The following is a 15,384-nucleotide window of genomic DNA, read 5'->3' as shown; positions in this document are numbered from 1 at the left end:
GCGTGCACGCACCTGCACCGATCCGGTGCAGGCAAACGGATCGGGACAATCGCATGGCGCAGATTACGGTGAAGGACCTCATGGCCGAAAGCGGCGTGGCTTTCGGGACTAGCGGCGCGCGGGGCACCGTCGTCGCGATGACCGACCGGGTCTGCTACGGTTATACGCGCGGGTTCCTGTCGTACCTTTCCGGCCTTGGCGAGTTCCAGCCCGGCGGCCGCGTGGCGCTTGCCGGAGACCTGCGCCCCAGCACGCCGCGCATCCTTGCAGCCTGTGCCCGCGCTGTCCGCGATTGCGGCGGCGTGCCCGTGTTCTGCGGCTATGTGCCGACACCGGCGCTGGCGCTCTACGGGTTCGCCGAAGGCATGCCCAGCCTGATGGTTACCGGCAGCCACATCCCGGCGGACCGCAACGGCATCAAGTTCTACCGGCCCGCCGGAGAAGTGCTCAAGACGGACGAGGCCGGGATGTCCGCCCAGTTGGTCCCGCTGCCGGAGGGCACTTTCACGGCAGAGGGCATGCTGACGGACGCGGAAACGCTGCCGCCGGTTACCGATGTGGAGACCGCCTATGTCCAGCGCTACCTTGATCATTTCGGGCCGGGCGCGCTCAGCGGCAAGCGCATCGGGATCTACCAGCATTCAGCGGTTGGGCGCGACATTCTCGCCCGCATCGTGCGCGAGCTTGGCGCGGAGATCGAGCTGCTCGGGCGCTCCGATACCTTCATCCCGGTCGATACCGAGGCGATCCGCGATGAAGACGTCGTCCTCGCGCGGGACTGGGCGCGCGGCGGGACGTTCGATGCGATCGTCTCGACCGATGGCGATTCCGATCGTCCGCTGCTGGCAGACGAAGCCGGCACCTGGATGCGCGGCGATGTGCTCGGCATCCTTTCGGCAGCCCGCGTCGGCGCGACGGCGGTTGTCACGCCAGTCAGCAGCAACACCGCGCTCGAACTATCGGACCTCTTCCCGCGTTGCCGGCGCACGCGGATCGGTTCGCCCTATGTGATCGCCGCCATGAGCGAGGAGCAGCACGCGCCGTCCGATGTGGTCTGCGGCTATGAAGCAAACGGCGGCTTCCTGCTCGGCTCGGATATTACCGGCGCGGGCGGCGGGACGACCACGGCACTGCCGACGCGCGATGCGGTGCTGCCGATCCTGCTGGTGCTGACCGCAGCAGGCGGGAGCGTTTCGCAGCAACTGGCGAGCCTGCCGCAGCGCTTCACGTTCAGCGACCGGCTTCAGGCATTTCCCCCGGCGCTCAGCGAGCAGCTCTTCACCATGCTCAAGGCGGGTTCGGCGGCCGAGCAGCTGGCGTTGCAGACGCGGTTATTCGGGGCCTTTGCCGGCGAGGCGACCATCATCGACACGACCGACGGGGTCCGCGCGACGTTCAGCAGCGGCGAGATCATCCACTTGCGCGGATCGGGCAACGCGCCGGAACTGCGCTGCTATACCGAGGCGGACAGCGAAACGCGCGCTGCCGCGCTGAACCGCGATGCCCTGGCCAGCGTGACGGCGGCGCTCGGTATGCCTGCGGATTGAGCCGAGCGGACCAAGCGCTTCTGACAGCAGACGACGCGCGGTTACGGGGTTATCGATCAAGGCGCTTCGGAAAGCCGGAGCGCGTTCTGCAAGGAGTGATCGCATGACCCGGTCCTGCCAGCTGTTCCAGCATGCCTATTTCGTGAAGAGCATCGACGCGGCGGCGGAGAAGTGGGCGGAGGCATTCGGCGCCGGGCCCTTCTTCATGGCGCGCCACCATCGGTGCGAGGAATTCACCTATCGCGGCACCGCGGTCGAGGCCGATGTTTCCTACGCGTTCGGCTATCTTGGCGATACGATGATCCAGTTCATCGAACAGCATGATGACCAGCCATCGATCTACCGCGACATGTACAGGGACGGCGAGGAAGGCTTCCACCACATCGCCTATCTCGTTTCCGACTTCGCCGCCGAGCGCCAGCGCTGGCTCGACATGGGCTATGCACTCGCGACCGAACTCTACGCCGATCAAGTAAATGCCGCCTACTTCGACACCCGCTCGCTCAACGGCGGCTTCACCGAGATCCACGGCGATCCGCCCCATATCATGGGCTTGTTCGGCGTATGGAAGCGCGCGCACGAAGCCCGCGACGCAAACACCCCGGCGACGGTCGAAAGCGGGGCTATCAAGACCTACCAGCGCGCGCAACTCTTGCCGAAGTGATGTTCGCAACCAACGGGCTTACGGCTGCGGCTGTTTCAGAAACGCCGATGCCTCGATGATCGCCTGTTCGGCTTCCGGCAGGATCCCGACAAAGACCGGCCAGACATGCGGCATGCCCGGCCACAGGCTCAGTTTGAGCCAGGCACCCGCCTTCCAGACCGCATCGGCAAATCGCACCGCCTGTTCGCGCAGTGCCTCTGCGCCGCTTGCCTGAAGCAGCACTGGCGGAAAGTCTGCCAGCGTTTTGGCAGTGGTCCTCAGAACCGAGATTCTGGGGTCGAGCACGTCCACCCCCGGAGCATAGATCTGGGCCACGCCCGCCGTGGACAACGGGTCCACCACCGGATCCCTGAGCGGCGCGGCAAATCGATCGGCCGGCAGGTCCGGCGCAAGAAACGGTGACACAAGCCAGAGCGCAAGTGGCACCTGCAATCCTTCTTCGATGCAGCGGGCAGCGACGGCCACGGCGAGATTCCCGCCAGCGGAATCCCCTGAAACCGCCACTCGGGAAGTGCCTAGTCCCTCTGGCCCCATGACCTGCGCATGGGCCAGCGCCGCCATCGCATCGTCGAGACCGGCGGGGAACGGGTGTTCAGGCGCCAGGCGATATGCCGGCAGCAGCACCGCCTGCCCCGTTCGGTAAGCGATTTCGGCCGCGAACGCGCGGTGGCTGGAAATCGAGCCGGCAGACCAGCCACCGCCATGCAGATGCACGATGCGCTGGCTGGTCGAGGCGCCGGGCGGCACCAGCCATTCGGCCTCGAGCGAACCAATCATGGTCGGCAGACGGCGGCACGCGACCAATCCATCACCAGAGGCACCCATGCCGTAGTCTTCGACCATGGCGCGCATCGCCGCCAGCGGGCTGTCCCCGGCAGCGGGCGGCGATGCGAGGTGGGCAAAGATGCGGTCAAGATCGGGGCGATCGGCCATGGGCATCACTTCCTAGAAGCTGATATCAAGCGCAACGCCGAACGTGCGCGGCGGTTCGAGCGAGGCGACCCTGACCGATCCGAGCAGGGGCGAAACAACGGCCAGACCAGCCAGCACCCGCTCGTTGGAGAGGTTTCGGCCGAATGCCGAAACCTTCCAGCGCCGATCGGCGCTGGTCCAGTTGGCCGCGAGATCAAAGCGGGCAAAGCCGCCCTGCCGGGCATCGGCGGTATTGAACTCCGTGAAGAAGTATTCCGAGCGGAATTGCACCGCGCTGTCCACCCCGATGGTGGCTCCGGAGGCAAGCGGCAGCACGTACCCCGCCGAAACGCTGCCCTGCCAGCGCGAGGTCAGCGGCAAGCGGTTCCCGGTCAGATCGAACCGCTGGAAGGCGCGCCGCTGATCGGTTGCGGAGAAACTGCCGAAGCGCGCGTCGAGGTAGGAAAGCGTGGCGCCCAGCGTCAGCCCGCTGACCGGGCGAAAGCTTGCCTCCGCCTCGATACCCTTGATGGTGGAATCGGCCGCATTGGCCAGGATCTGGCTGATCGGGCCGATCTGGACGATCTGGAGGTCCTTGTAGCTGCTGGTGAACGCAGCGAGGTTGAACCGGGCCCGGCGATCCGCCGTCTCGAGCTTCGCCCCGATCTCCCAGGTCACGTTGATTTCCGGTTTCACCGCTGGCGTAAAGGCACCAACATTGAGCGCGCCCGACTTGAAGCCCCGCGCGACCGAACCGTAGAGCAGGATGCCCTTGGCCGGTGTCACGTCGATCCCGGCCTTGCCCGACCACTGGCCCCAGGACTTGGCCTGCGTGCCACGGATGGTCGGCGCGAGGAACGTCAGGAATTCATCCGCCCGCTTGGCATCGTCGCTATACCGTCCGCCAAGTCGCAGCTTGATCGTGTCCGACAGCTTCAGCGAACCATCCGCATAGCCCGCCCACGCCTTGGTGTGGATCGTGCCGCCGCCATCGAAGCGGAACGGAAATGGCAGCGTGAGTGGCAGGGACGGATCGAGGAAAGCTGCCGGCAGAAGGCCGGGCACAGTCGTCACCCGGGTCTGTTCGAATTGGAGGTAGTTGGCGCCGACCAGCCAGTCGAACCCACCAGAACGCCCCTGAAGATAGCCCTCGATGCTCCATTGATGACTGCGCGTATCGAGTGTGGTGCGCGAAACCTCGCGCTCGGTACCATCCTGATCATAGGTGATCGCGCGGTTCGAATGGCGATAGTCGGCAATCAGATTGACATCGATGGTGTTCGAAAGAGGCTGCTTGAGCGCGACCGTTACCGACCATACGTCGCGCTTGTTCGCCGAAACCTGGCTCTTGAAATTGCGCGGGCTGTCCGATGGGCGCACGCCATAAAGGAACTGCGCGGGCTGGGGGAAGGGATCGGCAAGGATCTTCAACCCCGGTCCCACATCATCCTGCGTGTAGCCGTTCGCGATCAGCCGCAGCGAACCCGCCCCGATCGGCACGCGGACCTGCAGTCGCCCGGCAAAGCTCTTCTCGCCATCAAGCCGCGTTGGCAGTCCCGGCCCGGTAAGCTCGTTGCGGGCATAGCCGCGCAGCCGGCGCACCTGTCCGCTTGCGCGCACCAGAACGCCGCGGCCGATGTCGCCCGTGACGAAGCCGTCCGCTTCGATCCGGCCAAAATCACCAAACCGCAAGCCGACACGTCCGGCGAAGGCTGCTTCCGGTTCTGCCGAAACCAGATTGACCGCACCGCCCGTGGCATTGCGCCCATAGAGCGCGCCTTGGGGGCCGCGCAGGACCTCGACCCGTTCGAGATCGAGAAATGCGACTGCAGTGGCCTCCTGATCGGACAGATAGACCCCATCGGCATAGGTCGCGACCCCGGGATCGCCGCCGGGCGAGAAGAAGTTGTTGCCCACGCCGCGGATGAAGACCTGCGCAATGCCGAAACTCTGCGCGAAGGTCAGGCTTGGGACACGCTTGGCCAGATCGGACAGACCGTTGTTGCCAGCAGCGCGCAATGTATCGCCGGACAAGGCCGAGATCGCGATGGGAACGTCCTGTACGCGTGAGGAACGTCGCTCGGCCGTCACGACGATGTCGGCGGCATTGTCTTGCGCCGCCGGGGCCGCGGAGGTGACCGGCTGTGCGGCCAGATCCGGCGCGAACGCCAGCGTGGCCGCTGTCGACACAATAAGCAGATGATTGCGCATGAACGATCCTCCCCTGTTGTTTTTCAGGAGTGTAGATCGCGGATCAGCGGGTGCGGAAGGACGGCAGCGCTGCCGTTGGGGCGGACAATTTCGCTCAATCGATCGGCAGCTGCCGCAAGCCGGTCGGAGGTTTGCCGAACCAGCGATTGGCGGCCCGGCGCAGGCTGCGGGCTTCCGAATAGCCCAGATCGCTGGCGATATCTTCGGTCTTGCGCCCGGCCACGATGCCGTCCCGCGCAAGCGACTGGCGCACCTCGCGATCGAGATCACGAAACCGATGGCCTTCATCCGCGAGACGTCGGCGCAGCGACGCGACCGAGATGGCCATCTCCCGGGCCACAGTCGTCTGATCGACGCGGCCCATCAGCAATCGCGCTCTCACCTGATCCGCCGTTGCCGCAGATGCATCGGTCGCCGAATTTGCCAGTTGGCGATAGGCCTCGAAAACCAGCGTCGGCCAGAGATCGAAGGCTTCAGCGGACAAGGCGCGGCCTCCATCCGCAGCAGCATAGTGCACGGCAACGCCGTTGCCGCGACGCTGAATGGGTGTGCCCAGCAGCGCATAGACAGCGCCCGAACCGGCTTCGGCACAAGGCGCCGCCATGATCGCGCGTGGCCGGAAGACGCTGCCGGTCATCCAGCAGATGGCGGCGTGGATCACAACGACGATAAGCTCGACATAGAGCGCCTGCTGCACACTGCGGACCGCGCCCGGCGCAAACTGCAGGACGAGATGGCGTTTGCGGCTAACGACAATTCCCAGATCGGGCCGGAGAATGCGCGCGGCACCGGCAAGGCGTTCCAACCCGTCCGCGAGATTGGTGCCAAGCCGCATGGCGGCAAGCAGGAGTTCGAAACTGCCCTCGGGCACCACATTGGCGCCCAGTGCATGGTGCTCATCCCCAGTGCGCACGATGTTGTCGCGCAGCAGGCGCCAGAACGTGAGATGGTCGATCTCGGCTGTGTCGAGCGGCAGGTTCCCGGCTGCAAGCAAGGCAGCCGCACGCCCCGATCCGAGAAGGCCTGTGAGAAGGCTGCTGGGAATCGATGGCGCTGGCATGGCGACATCTTGTGCATCGTGACCGGCGTTTTTGCTACCTGGTCGGACTTTTCCAATCCTGCGGCGTTCAATTTCCGACAAAGAATCAAGATTAGGCCCTTCGCCAGCGCCCGGTTGCGGTCTCGACAGCGGCCGCGATTCCACTAGCACTTTGCAGAAGTGGACTAGCTCGCGCTTGTGGAGGACCCTCTCACACAATGCGGCAACCGGGTGCGAATTAAGGAAGTATCGTAATGCCTTACCAGCCCTTCGACTTAAGCGGAAAGGTAGCTCTCGTGACCGGGGGCAACGGCGGCATCGGCCTCGGCATGGCAGAGGCGCTCGCGCAGGCAGGGGCGTCCGTGATCATCTGGGGAACGAACCCGGCCAAGAATGCTGCCGCGAAGAGCAGGCTGGAGGAAACCGGAGCGCGCATCGCCAGCGAGATCGTCGATGTGTCGGACGAGCATGCGGTGAGCGCGGCGATGGAAAAGGCGGTCGCCGAATTCGGCCGTGTCGATACGGTCGTGGCCAATGCCGGCGTTGGCGGTGGGGCTCCGTTTGACGAGTTTCCGACCGAGCAATGGCGCAAGGTCATGGCGGTCAATCTGGACGGCGTGTTCTTCACGCTGCGCGAGGCGTGCAAGCATATGAAGGCGCGTGCCGAAGCGGGCGATCCGGGGGGATCGCTGATTGCGATCTCGTCGACTTCGGCCATCCACGGCGCGGCGCGCAATCAGGCCTATGGCGCGGCCAAAGGGGCACTGTGTTCGCTGGTTCGGGCAACCGCTGTCGAGTTTGCTCGCTACGGCGTGCGCGCCAATGCGGTGCTTCCTGGCTGGACGGTCAGCGAAATGACCGAGGCCGCGCAAGCGAACGAGAAGTTCAACCGGCAGGTGATTTCGCGCGTGCCCTTCCGGCAATGGATCGAGCCTGAGGATTTCGGCGGGATCGCGATCTACCTCGCCTCTAACGCATCACGGTTCCATACCGGAGACAGCATCGTCCTTGATGGCGGGTACACGATCTATTGACCGAACTGGAGTTGCCCCGATGGAAGATGCGCCTCTGTCTCTGGTGCTGAGCGACACGCCGCGTGCCGGTATCCGCCGGCTCACGTTGAACCGTCCGGAGAAGCGCAACGCGCTTTCAAATGCCCTCAGGACCGAGCTGTTTGCGGCGCTTGAAGAGGCCGACAAGGACCCCGAGGTTCGGGTGATCATCTTGCGGGGCGCTGGTTCCTGCTTTTCCGCCGGCTATGACCTTTCGCCGGAGGCCAGCACGCAGGTGCCGCCCTATCACACCGCAGGCGGCGCGGGCTTCTGGCCGCGGCATGTCGTCGAGGGGGTGTTCCGGATCTGGGATCTGGCGAAACCCGTTGTTGCGCAAGTTCACGGCTGGTGCCTCGCCGGGGCGACGGAGCTCGCGACGGCCTGCGATCTCATTTACCTGAGCGACGATGCGCAGATCGGCTATCCGCCGGTGCGCGGCATGAGCCCGCCCGATACCCAGTTCCATCCGTGGCTGTGCGGCCTCCGCTCGGCGATGGAGCAGATGCTGACCGGGGATGCGCTGTCTGCCCACGAAGCGGTGCGCGTAGGTTTCGCCAACCGGGCGTTCCCCAAAGAGGCGCTTGAAGGCGAAGTCCTCAAGATCGCGGAGCGGATCGCGAAGATCCCACCCGAGGTTCAGCAGATCAACAAGCGATCGGTGCACCGCGCGATGGAAGCGATGGGGCTGCGGTCTGCAATCCGTGCGGGCACGGAAATGCAGGCCTTGGCGATGACGACAGAGGCCTCCCGGCAGACCTTCGCCGGATTCCGCGCCGGTAACGTCCGCGGTGCGCTCGATGCGCGCGATGGGGCCTTCGGAGATTACCGCACGTCGGTCCCGGATAGCGGTGAAAGTGCAAATGCACCCGCTGACACGAGGTGAGCGAACGGGCGAGGTTCTCGCGAAGGCGCCCGTCTCCCGCTCGCGGATGATCAGCAGATGAGGGGCGGGATCAAACCTCTCCGGCCCAAGGGGACTTTGCGCTATTTCCGCCATAGCCAGTCGGCTGCTTGTCGAGGCCGATTGAGCCGCTGCAAGCAAACGTCGCTGGGCTCAATTGCCGTCCACTGACCCGCGTAAGAATGCACATGCCACTATGCTCCGTACGCACTTCGTAAGGAGCAGACCGGTTGCCGCCAGGGATTTGAAAGGTGGTGCACCCGACAGGATTCGAACCTGTGGCCTCTGCCTTCGGAGGGCAGCGCTCTATCCAGCTGAGCTACGGGTGCCTTGCGAACCGCCTAGCAGCGCCGCGCGCGGCATTCCAGTGGTTTATGGCCAGTGGTTTATGGCCAGCGATCTAAAGCCAGAGGATCGTAACCAGAAGTTTGCGGTTTAGCGATTTGGTAGCGGACGCGGGGATAGTCTCTCCCGCATGGCCACTCGCCCCCCCTCTCACGATGCGAATCGCGCTGGCGGCCACGCGGCGGCGAGCCAGATGGCGATGAAGTGGAAAGCGGTGCACGCGGCGGCGGCGGCGATCGGCGAACTTGCCGGGATTGCGCCCGAGTACCGCTCGCCCGAGATTCGCAACTTTCCCGCGATGATGCGCGATACGGGCGGCTGGCGATATCGGCTGGCCGAACAGGGTGTGGACGATCTGGCCGCGATTCTCGAACCCGGTCTTGCCGCGCTGTTGGCACTGCATGGCAGCGGCGCCGCCGCAAGCGCGGCGGCGCTGGCGCTGTGGCAGGAATTCCACACGGCGCGCGCGGGCCTGCTCGCGCTGATCCCGCCGCTGGGGATCGAGCGATAGCGCTCGGCGCTCTTCCCTTGTTCCATTTTTGTTCTTAAACTGGGGCCATGCTCGATTCGGCCCTCCCTGCCGCCACACCTGTTCCCGCCGAGCGGGAGGCACAGGCCGTCGCCCGCGGGATCGGCCGGCTCTTTGCGCGCAACGGGATCTGGTGCCTGCCCGAAATGCCGCTGCGCTCCGGCCGGCGAGCGGACCTGATGGGGATCGACGGCAAGGGCCGGATCGTGATCGTGGAGATCAAGGTGGCGCGCGCCGATCTCCTCGGTGATGCGAAGTGGCCGGATTATCTGGAGTACTGCGACCGGTTCTACTGGGGGCTTGCCCCGCACCTCGACCGCGCGTGCCTCGAAACACCGGCGTTCCGGCCGGACCTGTGCGGGGTGATCGTGGCGGATGGCTATGATGCCGAGATCCTGCGCCCTGCCCCCAGCCTCCCCCTCGCCGCCGCGCGCCGCAAGGCCGAGACCGAGCGGCTGGCACGCGCGGCGCTGCGGCGGCTGGTGGTCAGCGGCGATCCGCTATGTGCCGGCTGGGGTGAGGAAAGCTAGATGACTCCCGCTGTCGCGAGCAGGAGCCAAAGGCCCAGCAGCGCGAACAGGAGCGCGGCGACCGTGCGCACGACGCCCAGCGGCACGCGCTTGACCAGTTCGCCGCCGAGCAGCACCGCAGGCACATTGGCGAGCATCATGCCAAGCGTGGTGCCCGCCGTGACCGCCAGCGCATCGTGGAAACGGGCGCCGAGCGCGATTGTGGCGATCTGCGTCTTGTCGCCCATCTCGACGAGGAAGAACGCGACGAGAGTGGTGAGAAACGCGCCGCCGCGCGAAACGGCAGGTGCTTCGTCATCATCGAACTTGTCCGGCACCAGGGTCCAGGCCGCCATGGCGAGGAAGCCGACGGCGACGGCGTAGCGGAAGGCGGGGCCGTCGAACCACCCGGCAGCGAGCGATCCCGCCATCGCGGCGAGGAAATGGTTGGCCAGCGTGGCGACTAGTATGCCGAGCACGATCGGCACGGGCCGCTTGAACCTTGCAGCGAGCACGATGGCAAGGAGCTGCGTCTTGTCGCCGATCTCGGCGAGAGCGACGATGGCAGTGGAGGTGAACAGAGCTTCGAGCATGGACATGTTCCGGGGCCGGGCGAGCTGATCGAGACAACGGCACCGGCCTCCCCCGCCCGGCCGGACAGGGAAATACGGTGCCATTGGTCTCGCCCGGCAAGTGGAACGGGGACGCTCCGTGCCTGCCGCCTGCGCCATGGCCTCTCGACCAAGCATGTTGACGCGTCCGTCCGCTGGACGGGGGGACTGCGCGCGGGACGCGCAGCGGCTACTCCCCAAGTGACTGCCTGCGGCCCTAGGACCGTTTGCCCCGGGCGGCAAGCCCGGTTGGACGGCGCGGCCGGATGCTCTATGCGCGGCACGGCGCCTTCATGCACCGACCCGACACCGGGAGGGGACGCGCCCTGGATCTTTGGAAGCGACCTTGACCAAGAGAGCCCTTTCCTTCGCGGCGCTGGCCGCGCTTGCTGCTGCCGTGCCTGCCTCGGCTAAGCCCGGCCCCCTCGCCGAAGCGCTGGGGGCGCCCGAGGAGCTTTCGATCAGCGCGACCGTGCGCGCGCGGGTCGAGGGGATCGACGGGCAGTTCCGCCCCAGCCCTGCCGCTGCGGATTCGCTCTTTTCGCTGCGCACCACGCTCGCCATCGAATACGATGCGGGACCCGTCCGCTTCGGCGGCGAGCTGTGGGATGCGCGCGCCTATGGCGAGGGGCCGACTTCGAGCATCACGACATCGGACGTCAATTCGCTCGAGCTGGTACAGGCCTATGCCAGGATCGAGCTGGGCGATGGGCGCAAGGGTGCGAAAGGCGGACACGGCATGCTGACGCTGGGCCGCCAGACCATGGATATCGGCTCGCGGCGGCTGGTCGCGCGCAACCGCTTTCGCCAGACCACCAACGGCTTTACCGGCGCGAACCTGGAATGGACCACGCAGGGCGGCACGCGGCTGCAAGCGTTCTGGACCATGCCCCAGATACGCCGGCCCGACGATTCGCAAGGGCTGCGGGACAACCGCGTGAAGGTCGATCTGGAAACCACCCGCGTCCAGTTCTTCGGCGCGCATGCCACGCTGCGGCATGTGCTGGGCGGGACGCTAGAGACATATGGCTTCCGGCTGGCCGAACAGGACGGCGACAACCGGCAGACGCGCAACCGCCGGCTCTGGACCGTGGGCGCCCGGACCTTCGTGCGGCCGGCGGCGGGCAAGTGGGACCATGACGTCGAAGGCGCCTACCAGTTCGGCACCGCGCGGCGCAGCGCGGCGGCGGCGGACCGGACCGACCTCGATGTTGGGGCGTGGTTCCTCCATGCTGAGGCGGGCTACACGCTCAAGACCGGGTGGACGCCGCGCCTCGCCGCGCTGTTCGATGCCGCGAGCGGCGATGACGGCCGGGCGGGACACTATGGCCGGTTCGATACTCTCTATGGAGCGCGGCGCTTCGATTTCGGGCCGACGGCGCTCTATGGCGCCTTGCAGCGGACCAACATCCTTTCACCAGGGCTGCGGCTGGAAGCGGAGCCGGACAAGCAGACCGACGTGATGCTCTCCTACCGCGCGATGTGGCTCGAAAACCCGCGCGATGCCTTTGCGACCACGGGCGTGCGCGATGCGAAGGGCGCTTCGGGGCGCTTTGCCGGTCATCAGGCCGAGGCGCGGGTGCGGCATTGGCTCGTGCCCGCACTGCTGCAAGCCGAGACGGGCGGCGCAGTGCTGTTCAAGCACGGGGTCCTGCGCGATGCGCCCAATGCTCCGGCGAGCGGCAACAGCGTCTACGGTTATTTCGACCTGACGCTGACGCTCTGAAGGCGATCGCCCAACGCGCCGAGGATGGCGTGCTTCTGCGCGGCGCTGGCACTGGGCCAGACCATGATTTCCTCGATCGTGCGCGCGCAGCCGCGGCACAGCTTTGTGAACGGATCGAGCGTGCAGGTGCCGGTGCAGGGGCTGGGCGGATGGTCCATCAGCGCTTTTCCGCCGCCAACCGGCTCATCAGCAGCGCGGCGCGCTTGGCCTGGAGGGTGAGGCTGATGAGATCGACCGTCTCCGCCGGGGTGTGATCCCCTTTGCTCGCGGGGCCAAGCCCGACGAGGCCAGGCACATCGGCGGCGACGAAGCTGATATCCCCCGCGCCGCGCTTGAGCGGATCGAGCGGGGCCATTGCGGGGAGGCTGAGCGCGGCGTTCACATCGTTGAGCCGGGCGAGCAGCGCGCGGTTGGCGTCGGTCGGCGCCATCGGCGGGTAGCCATCCTCGAACACGATCCGGGCCGTGGCACCGGGGAAGGCGCGCGCGACGATTGCGGCCATCTTTTCCTGCGCACGGGTGTTCTGTTCAGGCGAAAGGGTGCGCAAGTCGCCACGCGCGACGGCCTTGGCCGGGATGATGTTGGTCTTCCCCGCGGCGCTGACGTGGGCCTGATCGGCGGCAAGCGCCGCTTCCGCGCCGCCCGCGATCATGCCGACATTGAGCGTGAGATTGGGTTCGGGCACTTCGGCACGGATCGCGGCGAGCATGCGCGCGAGGGCATAGATCGCGCCGTCGCCATCTGCGCCGAACACACCACTGGAATGGCCCGATTTAGCTGTGACCTCGATCGTCCAGCTATAGGCCGAGCGGCGGGCGATCGAGCCCATGTCGACAAGCTTGCCATCCGGCCCCAGATCGCGGGCAAGGCCTTCGAAATCGAGCGCGACGTCGGCCTTCTTGCCCTCTGCGATCAGATCGGCGCGCGCGGCAGACTGCGGATCACCGGCGTCTTCCTCGTCGCCCGTCAGGTAGGCGACGATGTTGGCCTGCTTGAGCGTGCCCGCCGCTGCCATCGCCCGCAGCGCAGCGAGCATGGCGACCACGCCGCCCTTGTTGTCCGCCACGCCGGGGCCGCTGGCGAAATCGCCCCGCCGGGTGAAAGTCTGGAACGGCGAATCCGGCTCGAACACCGTATCGAGATGGCCGATCAGCAGCAGACGCTTGGCACCCGGCTTGCCGGTATGCGTGGCGACAAGATGCCCGGCGCGCCCGGTCTGTTCCATCGGCAACCATTTCACGGTGAAGCCCAGCGCTTCGAATTCGGGCCGCACCACCGCGGCCACGGCCTTGACCCCGGCGATATTGCGCGAGCCGGAGTTCTGGTTGACCAGCTTTTCGAGCAGGGCGAGATCGCGCGCCTCGTTCGCCTCCACCGTGGCGACCATGCGCTTGTCAGGCGCAGTCAGTGCAGGCGCGGCAAATGCGCTGGCGGGGAGCAGGGGGGAGGCGGCGAACAGCGCGAAGGCAAGGCGGTGGTGCATCGCACCGTGATAGAACGACAGGCTGGCACTTGGAAAGCCTGCAACCCTCTCGCGCAATTTCCTTGCTTTTGCGCGCAATTGCGCTTAGGTGCGCGTCCAGCAGGACTGGCGAGCGGACTTTCCGCCGCAGGCCCGGGCAAGCGTGAGGTCCGCCGTTTCAGGGCGAGACCCGCCCCGGTCGAACGGCTGCTTCGCTTGGCTTCCCCTTCACGCATGGGTCGCATGGTCGACCTTCTGCCTGCGCGCCGCATCGTGCCGTGCGCCCAAACACCCGATTGGATTCTACATGTCATATTTCAGCGATCTCGGCCTTGCCGAGCCCATTCTCCACGCGCTTGCCAGCAAGGGCTACACCGACCCGACGCCGATCCAGCGTCAGTCGATCCCCGCGCTGCTCGAAGGCCGCGACCTGCTCGGCATCGCGCAGACCGGCACCGGCAAGACCGCCGCTTTCGCGCTGCCCTCGCTCCACCGCCTTGCGGCGGACATGAAGCCGCGCAAGCCCGCCTCGTGCCGCATGCTGGTGCTTTCGCCCACGCGTGAGCTCGCCGCGCAGATTGCCGAGAACATTGCGGCATATGCCAAGAACCTGCGCCTGACGGTCGACTGCGTGTTCGGCGGCGTGCCGGTGGGCAAGCAGGCCCGCCGCCTCGTGCCGGGCTGCGACATTCTGGTGGCAACGCCGGGCCGCCTGCTCGACCTTATCGACCAGCGCGCGCTGACGCTCAGCCGCGTCGAGATCTTCGTGCTCGATGAAGCGGACCAGATGATGGACCTCGGCTTCATCCATGCGCTGAAGCGTGTGGCGAACCTGCTGCCCAAGGAGCGGCAGAGCCTGTTCTTCTCCGCGACGATGCCCAAGGCCATCGCGGATCTCGGCAAGCAGTTCATCAACAACCCGGTGCGCGTGGAAGTGACTCCGCAGGCGAGCACGGCCGAGCGCGTCGAGCAGTTCGTCACCTTCGTCAATCAGGCCGAGAAGCAGGCGCTGCTCACGCTGCGCATCCGTGCGCTGCTGGCTGATGGCAAGCTGGACCGCGCGCTGGTGTTTACCCGCACGAAGCACGGCGCGGACCGCGTGGTGCGCCACCTCTCCGCCGCTTCGATCAGCGCCCGCGCGATCCACGGCAACAAGAGCCAGGCGCAGCGCACCGCCGCGCTGGACGCGTTCCGCCAGGGTTCCTGCCCGATCCTCGTTGCCACCGATATCGCCGCGCGCGGGATCGACGTGACCGGGGTGAGCCACGTGTTCAACTTCGAGCTGCCCAACGTGGCCGAGCAATATGTCCACCGCATCGGCCGCACCGCGCGTGCAGGTGCTGATGGCGAGGCAATCAGCTTCTGCGCGCCGGACGAGAAGCCCTACCTCAAGGACATCGAGAAGCTGACCGGCATCAAGCTCATGCCGCTGCCGCTGCCCGAAGGCTTCCTGGCCGAGGCCGCAAAGCTACCCGCTGTCAGCCGCAAGCCCGAGGAAGCCGAGCGCGATGCGCGCCGCGATGACCGCGATGCACGCGGGCGCGGCGGTGATCGGGGCGGCAACCGTGGCGGTGGTCAGGGCCGAGGCGGCCAGGGTCGTGGTGGCGAAGGTCGGGGTGCAGGCCCCAATCCCAATCGGCGCGACGACCGTTCGCCCGGTGGCCGCGCGCAGGGGGTCGATGGACGTCCCCGCGATCCCAATCCGCGCAAGGTCGATGATCGTGGCCCCGTGGGCAACCCGGCCCGCGCCGAACGCGGCGACGGCCCGCAGGGCGAAAAGCCCCGCAGCTTCCGCCCGCGCACGGGTGGCGGGGCTCCCGGCGTCGGCCAGCACCGCAACAAGGTTCGTCGGGCCATCTGATGACCGGACCGAGCT

The 15,384-nt window shown here is 66.5% G+C and carries 14 protein-coding genes and 1 tRNA gene; 8 read left to right on the top strand and 7 right to left on the bottom strand.

From position 1 onward, the window contains the following. The first annotated feature begins 53 nt into the window (after positions 1 to 53). Together ACODS2_RS00475 and ACODS2_RS00470 are read left to right on the top strand one after the other, a co-directional pair. The gene (locus tag ACODS2_RS00475) at positions 54 to 1,547 is read left to right on the top strand and encodes a phosphomannomutase (protein ID WP_488997111.1); all 1,494 of its coding nucleotides are present in this window, start codon (positions 54 to 56) and stop codon (positions 1,545 to 1,547) included. 103 nt (positions 1,548 to 1,650) lie between these two features. Beyond that, the gene (locus ACODS2_RS00470; RefSeq protein ID WP_488997110.1) at positions 1,651 to 2,211 is read left to right on the top strand and encodes a VOC family protein; all 561 of its coding nucleotides are present in this window, start codon (positions 1,651 to 1,653) and stop codon (positions 2,209 to 2,211) included. 18 nt (positions 2,212 to 2,229) lie between these two features. Here ACODS2_RS00470 and ACODS2_RS00465 read toward each other — a convergent pair whose 3' ends face one another. The 3 genes from ACODS2_RS00465 to ACODS2_RS00455 all read right to left on the bottom strand — a co-directional run bounded on the left by ACODS2_RS00465 (position 2,230) and on the right by ACODS2_RS00455 (position 6,328). Next, a complete protein-coding gene (locus tag ACODS2_RS00465) occupies positions 2,230 to 3,144 on the bottom strand; it encodes an alpha/beta hydrolase (protein ID WP_488997109.1) in 915 nt (304 codons plus the stop codon). Between the two features lie 12 nt (positions 3,145 to 3,156). Next, positions 3,157 to 5,334 (bottom strand): TonB-dependent receptor, encoded by a 2,178-nt coding sequence (locus ACODS2_RS00460; protein WP_488997108.1) that lies wholly within the window; start codon positions 5,332 to 5,334, stop codon positions 3,157 to 3,159. 94 nt (positions 5,335 to 5,428) lie between these two features. Beyond that, entirely contained in the window at positions 5,429 to 6,328 is a 900-nt protein-coding gene (locus tag ACODS2_RS00455; protein WP_488997107.1) for a helix-turn-helix transcriptional regulator, read from the bottom strand. A 299-nt stretch (positions 6,329 to 6,627) separates the two neighbouring features. On the opposite strand from ACODS2_RS00455, the gene ACODS2_RS00450 reads away from it, so the two are divergent. Together ACODS2_RS00450 and ACODS2_RS00445 are read left to right on the top strand one after the other, a co-directional pair. After that, positions 6,628 to 7,407 (top strand): SDR family NAD(P)-dependent oxidoreductase, encoded by a 780-nt coding sequence (locus tag ACODS2_RS00450; protein ID WP_488997106.1) that lies wholly within the window; start codon positions 6,628 to 6,630, stop codon positions 7,405 to 7,407. A 19-nt stretch (positions 7,408 to 7,426) separates the two neighbouring features. Beyond that, the gene (locus ACODS2_RS00445; protein ID WP_488997105.1) at positions 7,427 to 8,308 is read left to right on the top strand and encodes an enoyl-CoA hydratase/isomerase family protein; all 882 of its coding nucleotides are present in this window, start codon (positions 7,427 to 7,429) and stop codon (positions 8,306 to 8,308) included. A 270-nt stretch (positions 8,309 to 8,578) separates the two neighbouring features. Here the strand turns inward: ACODS2_RS00445 and ACODS2_RS00440 are convergent. Continuing rightward, positions 8,579 to 8,655, bottom strand: a tRNA-Arg gene (locus tag ACODS2_RS00440). 146 nt (positions 8,656 to 8,801) lie between these two features. Between ACODS2_RS00440 and ACODS2_RS00435 the strand changes: the two genes are divergently transcribed. Further along, positions 8,802 to 9,182 (top strand): hypothetical protein, encoded by a 381-nt coding sequence (locus ACODS2_RS00435; protein WP_488997104.1) that lies wholly within the window; start codon positions 8,802 to 8,804, stop codon positions 9,180 to 9,182. Positions 9,183 to 9,229: 47 nt separating this feature from the next. Then, entirely contained in the window at positions 9,230 to 9,730 is a 501-nt protein-coding gene (locus ACODS2_RS00430) for an MmcB family DNA repair protein (RefSeq protein ID WP_488997103.1), read from the top strand. On the opposite strand, the gene ACODS2_RS00425 is transcribed toward ACODS2_RS00430, so the two are convergent. Next, entirely contained in the window at positions 9,727 to 10,302 is a 576-nt protein-coding gene (locus tag ACODS2_RS00425; RefSeq protein ID WP_488997886.1) for a TMEM165/GDT1 family protein, read from the bottom strand. The two genes, ACODS2_RS00430 and ACODS2_RS00425, sit on opposite strands and share 4 nt — an antisense overlap. 364 nt (positions 10,303 to 10,666) lie before the next feature. Between ACODS2_RS00425 and ACODS2_RS00420 the strand changes: the two genes are divergently transcribed. Next, positions 10,667 to 12,046 (top strand): alginate export family protein, encoded by a 1,380-nt coding sequence (locus tag ACODS2_RS00420; protein ID WP_488997102.1) that lies wholly within the window; start codon positions 10,667 to 10,669, stop codon positions 12,044 to 12,046. Here the strand turns inward: ACODS2_RS00420 and ACODS2_RS00415 are convergent. Then, a complete protein-coding gene (locus ACODS2_RS00415) occupies positions 12,019 to 12,204 on the bottom strand; it encodes a DUF1289 domain-containing protein (protein ID WP_298172251.1) in 186 nt (61 codons plus the stop codon). The genes ACODS2_RS00420 and ACODS2_RS00415 overlap by 28 nt on opposite strands. Further along, positions 12,204 to 13,529 carry a M20/M25/M40 family metallo-hydrolase gene (locus ACODS2_RS00410; protein ID WP_488997101.1) on the bottom strand — a complete coding sequence of 442 codons (1,326 nt, stop codon included), beginning with the start codon at positions 13,527 to 13,529 and terminating at the stop codon, positions 12,204 to 12,206. Before ACODS2_RS00410 ends, ACODS2_RS00415 begins: the two co-directional genes overlap by 1 nt. A 286-nt stretch (positions 13,530 to 13,815) precedes the next feature. Between ACODS2_RS00410 and ACODS2_RS00405 the strand changes: the two genes are divergently transcribed. Further along, on the top strand, positions 13,816 to 15,369 hold the full coding sequence (locus tag ACODS2_RS00405) for a DEAD/DEAH box helicase (protein WP_488997100.1): 1,554 nt from the start codon (positions 13,816 to 13,818) through the stop codon (positions 15,367 to 15,369). Positions 15,370 to 15,384 lie beyond the last annotated feature (15 nt).

The sequence above is a fragment of the Novosphingobium sp. FG137 genome (assembly GCF_057809735.1).
This window is presented reverse-complemented; position numbering and strand designations above follow the sequence as displayed.